Here is a 12,740-nt window from a genome sequence, read left to right on the forward strand (position 1 = left end):
ATGATTTCTGTAAATAACTTAGAAAAGAAAATCGGTTCAGTAAAAGCCATGAATAACCTGAGCTTTACTGCACAAAATGGCAAAATCACAGGTTTGTTGGGGCCAAATGGTGCAGGTAAAACCACTTGTTTACGTACTGTATTTGGTTTACTAAAAGCTGATAGTGGCAATGCTGAGATTGACGGCATTGATGTCGCAAAAGAGCCGATGGCTGCAAAACAAAAATTGGGCTTGTTTCCTGATCCATGTGGTTTATACGAGCGTTTAACCCCGCGCGAGTACATTCAATTCTATGCTGAACTAAGTGGCATGGAAACGGGTGCTGCAAAAACTGCAACCCAAGATGTTTTAAGTAAATTAAAAATGGACGACATTGCGGACAGACGTTGCCAAGGCTTTTCACAAGGTCAGCATATGAAAACGGCGCTGGCACAAGCAATTGTACATAAACCAACCAATATTATTCTTGATGAGCCAACTCGAGGTCTTGACGTAATGAGCACGCGTATTCTTCGTGAGTTATTACTAATGTTGAAGGAGCAGGGACACTGCGTGCTGTTTTCAAGCCATGTAATGCAAGAAGTGGCCGCACTGTGTGATCATGTTGTGGTAATGGCGAAAGGGCAAGTTGTAGCAGAAGGCTCGCCAGCTGAATTATGCGAGCGAACCGGCAAAGAAAGCCTAGAAGAAGCGTTTATTGAATTAATCGGTAGTGATGAAGGAATTGCAGCATGATGAAGTTACTGTCAGTTTTATTTAAAAAAGAAGTATTGGATGCAAGCCGTGACAAGCGTTCGGTAATGGCTGGTTTGTATTATGCCATTGGTACACCCATTATTATGTGTTTACTATTTTCAGTGATGTTAAAGCAATTTGCTTCACCAGAAGATTTAAAAATTACCATTAAAAACGCAGAGCAGGCTCCTAACCTAGTTCAATATCTTGAAAGTAAAGAAATTGTGCATGGTACAGGCGACGACGTTAAAGATATCGTGTTAGAGATTAGCGATGATTTTGCTGTAAAGATGTCTGAAGGCCGCCCAGCAACGGTTACTGTTGTTGCAGATAAGTCTAATGATAAGTTACGTAAGTCAATTTCACGATTAGAGCGCTCACTCGCACGTTATAACTCTGAAGTGGCAGGTTTACGTCTATTGGCAAGAGGTGTTGATCCAACGCTTATGAGAGCTGTTGATGTACAAGTACATGACCAAGCAACACCTGACTCTAAAGGCGGTATGTTCTTAGGTATTGCGACGCTATCTATCGTACTGACTCTGTTTTATGCGGCGATGAACCTAGCCATTGATACCAGTGCGGGTGAACGTGAACGTAATTCTATCGCTTTATTACTAAGCCACCCAATTAGCACATTACAAATCGTCTTGGCGAAGTCAGGTGCAATAGCAACATTCTCAATGTTAGGTCTTGCACTTATCTTAGTGGTTTCAAAGTTTGCTTATGGCATGGTGCCTTGGGAACAACTTGGATTTAGTGTTAACTTAAGCATTGAATTTATGCTGTTCTGTTTTGTGATTGGTTTACCAATTGCATTGATGTCGGCAAGTTTACAGGTGTTTGTGTCTTTCATGGCGAAGTCGTTCAAAGAAGCGCAAACCTATGTAACCATGGTTTTATTTGTACCAATGGGTCTAAGCATGGTAACTACCTATGATATCGCGACAGACGTTGTACAGTGGTTACCAATCGCGGCACAACAATACGCAATGATTGAATTTATCAAAGGTAATGATATTCCTGTCGCACAGCTGGCATTATCAACATTGGTTACTTTAGGACTATTCGGTGTATTTAGTTACCTAAGTAGCCGCATGCTGAAAAGTGAAAAAGTGGTATTCGGTTTATAATTAATAAATAAAATATTCCCAACCAGCCCCGTTCTTCACGGGGCTTTTTTATATGTGAACAGCTGTAAATATAACGTTATATTTAGTAATGATATTAATATCATAACGCTACATTTCATGAAGGAACTAAAGATTAATGAAAAGATTATTCATTTTACTACTAAGCTTTATAACTCTTGGGTGTGAAAAGCCACCTAGCTTTCAAGAAATGAAAATGAACTTTGAACAAAATAAGCGCACATTTTCAGAACTTCAAAGCTTTGTTTGCGAGATGGGTAAAGTGGCACAGCCATTTAGATACTTCGATGGCAGTTTTGCTTATAGCATGAGTGTACCAAAACGAGAAAATGTACCTACGATTCAGTATTTAGATGAAAGGTTATCTAAAATAGGCGTAACTTCTATTGGTTTTAAAAAAGGTGAAAATGTCAATTGCACGCTAAGTATACAGCAATATGTGGCCGGTTTTGCAGGCTCTGGTGTTTCATATGATTATAAATATAACGTTGAAAACCCTAATACACCCAGCGAACAGGGTTTCACCCTTGAACGCTTACCTGAAAAAGGGCTCGTTCGATTTGATGAACCTCTAGCAAACGGTTGGTATCTTTCTTTTTATAGTAATTAACGAATTTAAAAGTTATTGTTAATTTAGGCCATCACTGCTATTAAGCGCTTTTTTATATAAGTGATGAATTGGTTACTTAAACCATTACTTTCCTGTTGTTAACCCTTTTCGAATGCTGTCATAATACGCCTGGTTCTATTTTGTTAAAGCGAAAAGAATAGTGAAACTCCCACATCACTTAAATATCAATGTGTGACCAGCAAGTGCTTTCTTTATCGCTTTAAATTGATTTAAAAAGGTTTTATATACATGTGTGAACTTTTGGGTATGTCTGCTAACGTACCTACGGACATTTGTTTTAGTTTTTCAGGTCTCTTAGAGCGAGGTGGAAATACCGGTCCTCATAAAGATGGTTGGGGTATTACATTTTACGAGGGTAAAGGCTGCCGTACTTTTAAAGATCCAGAGCCAAGTTGCACATCTGAAATAGCGAAACTAGTGAAAGCTTACCCGATTAAAAGTGTTTCGGTGATCAGTCATATTCGCCAAGGCAATCGTGGTCGTACGTGTTTAGAGAATACACACCCGTTTACGCGCGAGCTTTGGGGTCGCGAGATTACGTATGCACACAATGGCCAACTTTCGAATTACCAAGATTTAAAACCAGAATTCTACAAACCTGTAGGCAATACTGACAGTGAGCTGGCGTTTTGTTGGATCTTAGACAAAATCCGTGAGAAGTATCCAAAGCGACCTTCTAATATGGCTTCTGTGTTTCGCTATGCTGCCAAGCTCGCTAACGAATTAAGAGAGAAGGGCGTCTTCAACATGCTACTGACAGATGGTGTGTTTGTCTTGGCATTCTGTACAAATAATTTACATTGGATCACTCGCAGAGCACCATTTGGTAAAGCGACTTTAATTGATGCAGATATGGTTGTTGATTTTCAACAAGAGACGACACCAAACGATGTGGTTACTGTGATTGCAACTCGGCCACTGACTAACGATGAGCAATGGCAAAAGATGGAACCTGGCGAATTTGCGTTGTTTAAGTTAGGCGAAAAAATCTAGCTCTTTACAGTGTTAAAAGCAAGAAAGCCAAGCGAATGCTTGGCTTTTTGTTATCTCCGCGAGTCATTCTATTTGTCATACTGTTTTAGCTGGACTTGGAATTGTTCAATTCCTTCTTTACCCTTATACATTTTTACAAGTAAGTAATCATATTCTGGGGCAAACCAAGCTGTTGCTTGTCTTTTGTTATTATCATACAGACGTTTAACTCTGATTGTTTCAATATTACCAATAGGCAGTGTGATGGTTTCTTTTCCATCAACTTCAAAATCATAATTACGCTGATTGCCATTTTTATCTATGATCGGATAACTAAATGAAGTTTTTCCGGCTTTTAAATCTTGTCGCAATTGAAATTGATAAGTGAGTAAATCTTTTTGATCTGCTTTCCAATCAATTTTTAGCGGATGTTTCTTTTTGCTTGAAAAGATTTGCTTCTTATTCTGGTCAAATACTAGGTTGTATTGTTTATCTGGCCCAGTACCTTTTCGCGACATTGCGTATTCAAGTGGGATTGCCTGATTTTCACTCATTTTGAACTTTGCGCGTTCGTTTCGTTCATCAGAGAAAATCATCCACTCAATATCACTCTGATAAGTCAGTATATAAGTATTGTCAGCATTTTTTGTTAATTCACGAAGTGCGCTGCCTTGAACTGAACCTTTACGGCTAACTTCATATTCTGCGCGATAGGGAGTAAGCGGATCGGCAAAAACCGATGTTGAGAAAATAGCGCTTAGTGCAATAAACCAAGCGCTAATATTTTTATTCTGGGTAGTGCGCGCCTTGCGGTGGAAGGGGTTGATTGTCAAAAACGGCATAGTCTGCTTCCATTGTTAGTCTCTGTTCGCTGAACCATTGGACCGCCAAAGGATAGATTATATGTTCTTGTTCGTGAACCCGCTGGGCAAGTGACTCTGCCGTATCATCTGCTAAAATTGCGACTTTAGCTTGTAAAACAACAGGTCCACCGTCTAATTCTTCTGTTACAAAGTGGACACTTACGCCATGCACGTCATCTTTTGCATCTATTGCTCTTTGGTGGGTATTCAGCCCTTGATACTTAGGCAACAAAGAAGGATGAATGTTCAACATTTTTCCTTTAAATTTTTGCACTAAGCTAGGGGTAAGAATACGCATAAATCCGGCTAATACAACTAGATCTGGGTCAAAAGAGTCAATTAATTGTGCAAGTTGTGCATCATAGTCTTCGCGTGATGCGAAATCTTTATGGCTAAGAACACAGGTTTCAATGCCTGCGTTCTCTGCGCGTGTTAGGCCGTAAGCATCGGCCTTATTGCTGATAACAGACACAACGTCACCACTAATTTGCTTACTTTGGCAAGCATCCATAATGGCTTGCAGGTTAGACCCACTGCCTGAAATCAATACAACAATACGCGATGCTGACATTACTCAGCACCACCAATGATTTCTACTTGTTCTTCACCTGCTGCTGCAGTTTGAATTTCACCAATGTGCCACGCGTCTTCACCTTGTGCTTTTAAGATCTCAAGGCTCTGCTCCAGTTTGTCTGCAGGAACAACTAAGATCATACCAACACCACAGTTGAATGTGCGGTACATTTCGTGTGTTTCAATGTTACCGTTTTCTTGTAGCCAGTTGAACACTGCAGGCCATTGCCAGCTATCACCTTTAACAACTGCTTTTGCTGATTCAGGTAATACGCGAGGAATGTTTTCCCAGAAACCACCACCAGTGATGTGAGAAAGCGCATGTACATCTACGTCTTTTAATAGCTCTAGGATAGACTTAACGTAGATACGCGTAGGTTCCATTAGGTGTTCACCTAATGTTTTGCCTTCGAATTCTGAATTTGTATCAGCGCCTGATACTTCTAGTACTTTACGAATAAGCGAGTAACCGTTTGAGTGAGGGCCGCTTGAAGCAAGTGCGATTAGCTGATCACCCGCAGCAACTTTAGTGCCGTCGATGATTTTTGATTTTTCTACAACACCAGTACAGAAGCCAGCCATGTCGTAGTCATCGCCTTCGTACATACCCGGCATTTCAGCAGTTTCACCACCGATAAGTGCACAACCAGAAAGCTCACAGCCTTTACCAATGCCAGTTACTACGTCAGCAGCAACGTCAACGTCTAGTTTGCCTGTCGCATAGTAGTCAAGGAAAAATAGTGGCTCAGCACCTTGAACGATAAGGTCGTTTACACACATTGCAACTAGGTCGATACCTACTGTGTCGTGCTTTTTAAGATCGATAGCAAGGCGAAGTTTTGTACCAACACCATCTGTGCCAGCAACTAATACAGGCTCTTTATAACCAGTTGGAAGTTCGCATAGTGCACCAAAACCACCGATGCCACCCATAACTTCTGGGCGACGAGTTTTTTTCACTACGCCTTTAATGCGCTCAACTAGTGCGTTACCCGCATCAATATCAACGCCAGCGTCTTTGTAGCTAAGAGACTGTTTATTCTCGCTCACAGGTTTTCCTCAAATTTGCTAATAGGGGTTGCTTAGAAACGCGCGTATTTTACAACAATTGCTTAGGTGGGGCTAGTTGAATCTAAGTGGTAAGGACAGATATCCTTCACAAATAAAATACGCAGCTAATTATGCTGCGTATTTTTAAAGCAATATGTACTTAATATTGAATATTAAGCTTCGGCGATGATTATCGCGCGAAGTGGGGCAGGATAACCTTCGATTGTTTTAGTTGGGTCGTTCGGGTCAAGGAAATCAGCCAAAGATTCTGTCTCCATCCACTCAGTACGTCTTTGCTCATCTAAAGACGTTACATCTTCGTTGACTACACGAATATTTTTGAAACCGACTCGCTCAAGCCATAGGGTTAAGGCAGCTGTGCTTGGAATAAACCAAACGTTACGCATTTTCGCATAGCGATCTGTTGGTACTAATACAGTATGAACATCACCTTCAACCACCAGTGTTTCTAATACAAGTTCGCCGCCTTTGCGTAATTGGGCTTTCAACTGCGTCAGAAAATCAATCGGAGAGCGTCTGTGGTATAAAACACCCATAGAAAAAACCGTATCAAATGCCTTCAGCTCAGGTAATTGCTCAACGCCGAGCGGTAAAAGGTGTACGTTTTCATCTTGGTTAAAATGTTTGATAGCTTGAAACTGTGATAAAAACAAATCTGATGGGTCAATACCAACGACAAACTCTGCACCTGCACCCTTCATACGCCATAAATGATAACCTGAGCCACAGCCGATATCTAAAACAGTGCGTCCATGAAGAGGACTGATGTGCTCAACTAAACGATCCCATTTCCAATCACTGCGCCACTCAGTATCAATGTGAATGCCATGGATATGAAAAGGGCCTTTCCGCCAAGGCATCATGCGCTTTAGTAAGTGGGTAAGCTGCTTTGTGTGACCTTCAGATAGCTCTGTTTCTAAACCAAACTGCACTTTATCTTTGATATTAATATGCTGCGTGTTTGATTCTGGTAGGTTCTTAAGAACCTTCTCCCATTTCGGCCAATCACCATGTTGGGCTTCTTTTTGCCAATGTGTTAATTGCGCCGGAAGTGTATCTAACCAGTGACTAAGTGGCCCTTTAGCAATGGCCGCATAAAAATCTGTAAACCAAGTATTCATTTTAATTCCGTTATTTAATCGCAACCATTGAGCAGAAGTTGAAGCATTGATACCAAACTTGAGTTTGACTGAAGCCAATATCAGATAAGCGCGTCAGATGAGTGCTCAATAAATCAGTGCGCATTACATTTTCGATAGCCGTACGTTTTTGACTTATTTCTAATTCTGAATAGCCGTTATGACGTTTAAAGTCGTGGTGCAAGTCAATGAGTAAATTATCTGCCTGTTCATTTTCTCCGCGAAATTTCTCGCTAAGAAGAAGTACACCACCAGGCTTAAGGCTGTTGTATATCTTCTCTAGTAATGCTCTACGCTGCTCAGGTGGGATAAACTGTAAGGTAAAGTTCATAGCAACAACGCTGGCATTTTCAAGATTAACATCATTGATATCGGCTAAGTTTACTTCAACAGGCACATCAGATTTAAAGCCTTTTAGATGAAGTTTGCAGCGCTCTACCATAGGTTCAGAGTTATCAATGGCGATTATAGTACAGTTTTCTTTCTCGATATTGCGACGCATACTTAAAGTAACCGCACCCAAAGAGCAACCCAAATCGTATAAATTAGAATTACTTTGTGCAAACTGACCTGCAAGTTTGCCCATGGTGCTGACGATTGTTGCATAACCTGGCACGGAGCGTTGGATCATATCAGGAAAAACTTCGACGACATTGGCATCGAAAGTAAAGTCTTTCACTTCAATTTGATTGGCGTAAATGCTGTCTTTGCCAGTCACTGTGTATCTCTCTTTAAAAATAATGTGGGTATTTTAGCATTTTTGAAAAATTAGTCAGGGGTTAATTGCGTAAGAGTAAACAGGTTAAAAAATTGAAATGTTTTATTAAAAATTTGCTTAAAATGTCGATGTGATCAATTATTAATCCACTGAAGTGGACTATTATCTAGTCATGTAATTCGATGCAAGGAACTCAGCATGTTGTTTTTAAAACTATGCGATTTTTTTCACAAATTTCGATCTCTTTACATAGCTCTTTGGCTTTTAATTATAGTTACAATTATAGGATGTACCTATTATTCAATCGCATTAGATAAAACTGAAAGTATTGGCGTGATGGTGGTTTGTTTGGTAATGACTTGGCCACTTGCGAGAATTTCACGACTAAACAAGACAAGATACAAATAAACGCTAACAGAATTTTCAGATATGTAGGTTTTAGTCACTATTAAATAGTTTCAGAGCCTAAGCTAGTTTAATAATTGTTCTATTAGTGTAACGAATGACTTTATTCGCTACATTATTGTTGTAAGTTATTAACTTGTCACATATCTTATCTGTAAGTTCGGTTAGATAAGAAAGAGAAGAAAATGGCGAGAAACAAAGTGATTAGCACAGAAGATATTTTATCAACCCTGTGCCACTCGGTGACCGAAGTTTTATCCTCAGCAAGTGGCAATCAAATTTCATATTCAGCAATGGTGCAAAAAATAACGCGTACTTGTATGCGACCTGATATTGGTTGTTTTGTATTGTTTGACGGTGGTTTTACAGGACTGGTTGTGATGAATTTCACGCAACAAGCTGCAATGGAAATTTATCAAGATTACATGCATAACATGGGTATGCCGGAAGAGGAAATAGCGCAGAGTCATTTGTCGGATGACGTATCAAACGTATTAGGTGAGTTAATGAATCAAATGGTCGGTGATTTCACTGGTAAGGTTCGTGAACAACTGCACACATCTATAACGCAGAATCAGCCGAAGATGATGGCGATTAACAAGCAGGTACAAATCTCTGTTGATACGACGATGGATCGCCCTCAAGCGCGTCGTGTTACATTTACGACACAAAATCAGAATATCTTCTATCTTGAACTAGCGATGGACAAGACTGAATTTATTAAACTGCATGATTTTGACATTGCTGAATCTGTAGACCCAGATTCAATTATTGAAAGTCAAGCTAAAGTAAATAAAGCGAAGCAAGATACTTCTAAAACAAAAGCAGCAGCCAACAATGATGTAAGCGATGATGCTGATGATGACTTCTTAGCTGAGTTAGGTTTATAAGCAATTTAGACATTGAATAGAAAAGCAGGCTTCGCCTGCTTTTTTTGTGCTAATAAAAACTGAGTTGTTCTTGTTGAAGCACTAAAAATAACCTCAGCTCAAGTTCTAGCTGATGATATTCAGGCTCCATATGGCAACACAGGTTGTAAAAACTTTTATTGTGATCTTTCTCTTTGAAGTGTGCTAATTCATGGACGACTAAAGCTTTTAGCAGTGGCTCAGGTGCTAAACGAAGTTGCTCAGCAATGGCGATTTCATGCTTGGCTTTTAACTTGCCACCGTGCTGTTGTCGCTTAAAGGTATGTGTGCCCAGTGCATTTTTTACTAAATCTTTCTGCTTCTTATACTGTACTTGCTGTAACTTAGGGGCATTCTTTAAATATCGTTGCTTGAGTTCATTCGTGAATTCAAAAAGTAATTTATCGTTTTTCAGACTATGACCGACAGGGTATTTGTTTTTGAAAAACGAAAGTAGCTTATTACTGCTGATAAGCATATTAACTTGCGCTTGAATATTTTCAGGGTAATGACTGAAATAGTGTGTATAAGGGTGAGGCACGATTTGTTCTCTATTCTAATTTGATTCAATTCTAAAACAATGAGTTTTGCTTTGCTTCTTTTTCAGCAGGAAATGGCAAACTGACAGTATGCTCAAGACCTAAATCAGCAATAAACTGTCTTGCTAGAAGTGGTGAGTCATAGTTATCGGCGGTATGGAAAAACACATAGGGGGTTTTGCCTTCTTCAAGCCACAAACGAATTTTATTTAACCAAGGTTTGTAAAAAGCTCTATTGTCTTCAAGGTTTGATGTTCCGACATACCTGATGATAGGCGCATTGCTGGTGGCTATGACGTGAAGTGGTACTTTAGGCTTTTTAGCCTGAGCATCAATGATGGCTTCGGTGTTTGGCATTTCACTAAAAAGAGGGCGTGTATCCATCATGATGCGGTTGTAATTATGTTTCATTAAGAATTGGTTATAACTGCGTTCATTGTTGCCTTTATCAAAAAAGCCTAAATGCCTTACTTCAACGCCAAGATTAAGCTCCTCTGGTAATAAAGCACAGAATTTTTCAATGCGATGCAAATATTCGGGCGAACATGACTTGGGAAGCTGCAGCATTACTTGCCCGATTTTAGGAAAAAGTGGGCTAAACAAATCAAGCCAAGCTTTTAAGTCATCTTGGCAATGTTTTAACGCCATGTCATGGCTAAAGCGCCTCGGTATCTTAAAGGTAAATTTAAAATCCTCGGGCACCGCCTGATACCATTTTTTTATAGTGTCAGGTTTGGGGTCTGCATAAAAACTGGTGTTACCTTCAACGGTGTTAAAAATTTGGCCATATTCTGAGAGCATATTGCTTGGCGCACAGTTAGACGAAAAAAAACGACCTTTCCAGTGAGTGCTACTCCATTGTGGACAACCTAAATAAAGCATATTTTTGAATAAATGACTTAATCTGAGCACGAGAGTGTAGCAAATAGGTGCATTAGTTGGAAAATTTACAAACTAATGCGAAAGCTCGGCACTTCAAGGATGACATTAACGACGATTTTTATATAATTGGAGCAATTTTTTCATTAAACGAAGTTCAGCACTAAGCTTGCTGAACAAACAGGAATGCTATGCGCTCTATATACTGCGGAAATTTAAACAGCAGCCATGTTGGTCAAGAAGTAGAACTATGTGGTTGGATCAACAAACGTCGTGACTTAGGTGGTCTAATTTTCATCGACTTACGTGACCGTGAAGGGTTAGTTCAGGTGGTATTTGACCCTGAAGTTGAAGGTCTGATGGATGTGGCGAATACGTTACGTCAAGAGTTCTGTGTAAAAGTAACGGGTACTGTTCGTGCGCGTCCTGAAAGCCAAATTAACAAAGATATGGCAACGGGTGAAGTTGAGATTTTAGGCACTGGTTTAACGGTTATTAACCGTTCTGAGCCATTACCACTAGACTTTAACCAGCAAAACTCTGAAGAGCGTCGTTTAAAGTATCGCTATTTAGATCTTCGTCGCCTTGAAATGTCAGACAGAATTAAGCTTCGTGCTAAAGCAAGCAGTTTTGTGCGTCGTTTCTTAGACACAAATGACTTCTTAGACATCGAAACGCCAGTGCTTACTAAAGCAACGCCAGAAGGTGCCCGTGACTATTTAGTACCGAGTCGTGTGCACAAAGGCAGTTTTTATGCGTTACCTCAGTCTCCTCAGCTATTCAAGCAACTATTGATGATGTCTGGTTTCGATCGTTACTATCAAATCGTTAAGTGTTTCCGTGATGAAGACTTACGTGCTGATCGTCAGCCTGAATTCACACAAATCGATTTAGAAACGTCATTCATGACGTCTGATCAAGTTCGTGAAGTCACCGAGCGTTTAATTCGTGAAATGTGGCAAGAGCTTCTAGACGTAGATTTAGGAACTTTCCCTACAATGCCTTACAGCGAAGCAATGAGTCGTTTTGGTTCAGACAAGCCAGATCTACGTAACCCGTTAGAGCTTGTTGATGTTGCTGACATTGTTAAAGATGTAGAGTTCAAAGTATTAGCTGCACCTGCAAACGATGAAAAAGGTCGTGTTGCAGTATTAACAGTACCAGGTGGTGCAAAGCTTTCTCGTAAGCAAATTGATGAATATACAAAGTTTGTAGGTATTTACGGTGCGAAAGGTCTAGCTTGGATGAAAGTCAATGACCGTGATGCAGGTGTTGAAGGCGTTCAATCTCCAATTGCTAAATTCTTAAATGAAGAAGTCATTAATTCACTGCTTGATCGCACAAATGCACAAACGGGTGACATCATCCTATTTGGTGCTGATAAGCGCAATGTTGTAAACGAAGCGATGGGCGCGTTACGTCTGAAAGTGGGTTTAGACCTTGAACTTACAGACCTAAATAAATGGGCACCATTATGGGTTGTGGACTTCCCGATGTTCGAAGAAGACGATGAAGGAAACCTACATGCAGTACACCACCCATTTACTGCGCCAAAAGATATCTCTGCAGCAGAACTTGAAGCTAACCCAGCGGCGGCTATCAGCGATGCATACGACATGGTACTGAATGGCTATGAAGTAGGTGGCGGTTCTGTTCGTATTCACAATAACGATATGCAACAAGCTGCATTCCGCATTCTAGGTATTGAAGAGCAAGAGCAAGAAGATAAGTTTGGTTTCTTACTTGATGCACTTAAGTACGGTACACCACCACATGCAGGTCTTGCATTCGGTCTTGACCGTTTGGTTATGTTGCTTTGCGGAACAGATAACATTCGTGACGTGATTGCATTCCCGAAAACAACGCAGGCATCTTGTTTAATGACAAATGCACCAAGTGTTGCAAACCCAGATGCATTAACTGAACTTGCAATTTCAGTTGAAAAGGCACAAGAAGAACAAAACGACGCTTAATCATTTTTTTAACCAAGAGAGCGGCCAATTGGCCGCTTTTTTTGTACCTGAGATTTTTGAATAGGTTTAAAACTAATTTTGACTAGTTCTTCTAACAAATTCTTTAAATTATGAGTTTAGATGAGTAGTAATTACGTGAAGAGTTGTAGCTGTGATTTATGATTTACGACTTATACAGCCACT

The 12,740-nt window shown here is 40.1% G+C and carries 13 protein-coding genes; 6 read left to right on the forward strand and 7 right to left on the reverse strand.

Going from position 1 to position 12,740, the window contains the following annotated elements; translation table 11 throughout:
* The 4 genes from ACXAC4_RS06915 (at window position 1) to ACXAC4_RS06930 (ending at window position 3,510) form a co-directional block, all read left to right on the forward strand.
* On the forward strand, window positions 1–735 hold the full coding sequence (locus tag ACXAC4_RS06915) for an ABC transporter ATP-binding protein (protein WP_475160145.1): 735 nt from the start codon (window positions 1–3) through the stop codon (window positions 733–735).
* Window positions 732–1,868: an ABC transporter permease gene (locus tag ACXAC4_RS06920; protein WP_475160146.1), complete on the forward strand. Its 1,137-nt coding sequence runs from the start codon at window positions 732–734 to the stop codon at window positions 1,866–1,868. Before ACXAC4_RS06915 ends, ACXAC4_RS06920 begins: the two co-directional genes overlap by 4 nt.
* 136 nt (window positions 1,869–2,004) lie before the next feature.
* The gene (locus ACXAC4_RS06925; RefSeq protein WP_475160147.1) at window positions 2,005–2,496 is read left to right on the forward strand and encodes a hypothetical protein; all 492 of its coding nucleotides are present in this window, start codon (window positions 2,005–2,007) and stop codon (window positions 2,494–2,496) included.
* Window positions 2,497–2,745: 249 nt separating this feature from the next.
* A complete protein-coding gene (locus ACXAC4_RS06930) occupies window positions 2,746–3,510 on the forward strand; it encodes a class II glutamine amidotransferase (RefSeq protein ID WP_349286090.1) in 765 nt (254 codons plus the stop codon).
* Window positions 3,511–3,578: 68 nt separating this feature from the next.
* Here ACXAC4_RS06930 and ACXAC4_RS06935 read toward each other — a convergent pair whose 3' ends face one another.
* From ACXAC4_RS06935 to cmoA, 5 genes are all read right to left on the reverse strand, one after another.
* Entirely contained in the window at window positions 3,579–4,331 is a 753-nt protein-coding gene (locus ACXAC4_RS06935; protein WP_475160148.1) for a DUF3108 domain-containing protein, read from the reverse strand.
* Complete coding sequence (gene purN, locus ACXAC4_RS06940; RefSeq protein WP_475160149.1) at window positions 4,276–4,923, reverse strand: phosphoribosylglycinamide formyltransferase; 648 nt, start codon at window positions 4,921–4,923, stop codon at window positions 4,276–4,278. The genes ACXAC4_RS06935 and purN overlap by 56 nt, the downstream gene beginning before the upstream one ends.
* Entirely contained in the window at window positions 4,923–5,975 is a 1,053-nt protein-coding gene (purM, locus tag ACXAC4_RS06945) for a phosphoribosylformylglycinamidine cyclo-ligase (RefSeq protein ID WP_058029576.1), read from the reverse strand. The genes purN and purM overlap by 1 nt, the downstream gene beginning before the upstream one ends.
* A 173-nt stretch (window positions 5,976–6,148) precedes the next feature.
* Entirely contained in the window at window positions 6,149–7,117 is a 969-nt protein-coding gene (gene cmoB / locus ACXAC4_RS06950) for a tRNA 5-methoxyuridine(34)/uridine 5-oxyacetic acid(34) synthase CmoB (protein WP_475160151.1), read from the reverse strand.
* A 10-nt stretch (window positions 7,118–7,127) separates the two neighbouring features.
* On the reverse strand, window positions 7,128–7,853 hold the full coding sequence (gene cmoA, locus ACXAC4_RS06955; protein WP_138482976.1) for a carboxy-S-adenosyl-L-methionine synthase CmoA: 726 nt from the start codon (window positions 7,851–7,853) through the stop codon (window positions 7,128–7,130).
* A gap of 590 nt (window positions 7,854–8,443) precedes the next feature.
* Between cmoA and ACXAC4_RS06960 the strand changes: the two genes are divergently transcribed.
* Window positions 8,444–9,148 carry a DUF3334 family protein gene (locus tag ACXAC4_RS06960; protein ID WP_475160152.1) on the forward strand — a complete coding sequence of 235 codons (705 nt, stop codon included), beginning with the start codon at window positions 8,444–8,446 and terminating at the stop codon, window positions 9,146–9,148.
* A gap of 49 nt (window positions 9,149–9,197) precedes the next feature.
* Here ACXAC4_RS06960 and ACXAC4_RS06965 read toward each other — a convergent pair whose 3' ends face one another.
* Together ACXAC4_RS06965 and ACXAC4_RS06970 are read right to left on the reverse strand one after the other, a co-directional pair.
* Window positions 9,198–9,707, reverse strand: coding sequence for a M48 metallopeptidase family protein (locus ACXAC4_RS06965; protein ID WP_475160153.1), 510 nt, complete (start codon window positions 9,705–9,707; stop codon window positions 9,198–9,200).
* 31 nt (window positions 9,708–9,738) lie between these two features.
* Window positions 9,739–10,587: a DUF72 domain-containing protein gene (locus ACXAC4_RS06970; RefSeq protein ID WP_475164072.1), complete on the reverse strand. Its 849-nt coding sequence runs from the start codon at window positions 10,585–10,587 to the stop codon at window positions 9,739–9,741.
* A 188-nt stretch (window positions 10,588–10,775) separates the two neighbouring features.
* On the opposite strand from ACXAC4_RS06970, the gene aspS reads away from it, so the two are divergent.
* A complete protein-coding gene (gene aspS / locus ACXAC4_RS06975; RefSeq protein ID WP_475160154.1) occupies window positions 10,776–12,557 on the forward strand; it encodes an aspartate--tRNA ligase in 1,782 nt (593 codons plus the stop codon).
* Window positions 12,558–12,740 lie beyond the last annotated feature (183 nt).

The sequence above is a fragment of the Pseudoalteromonas sp. AWM4_233 genome (assembly GCF_056158285.1).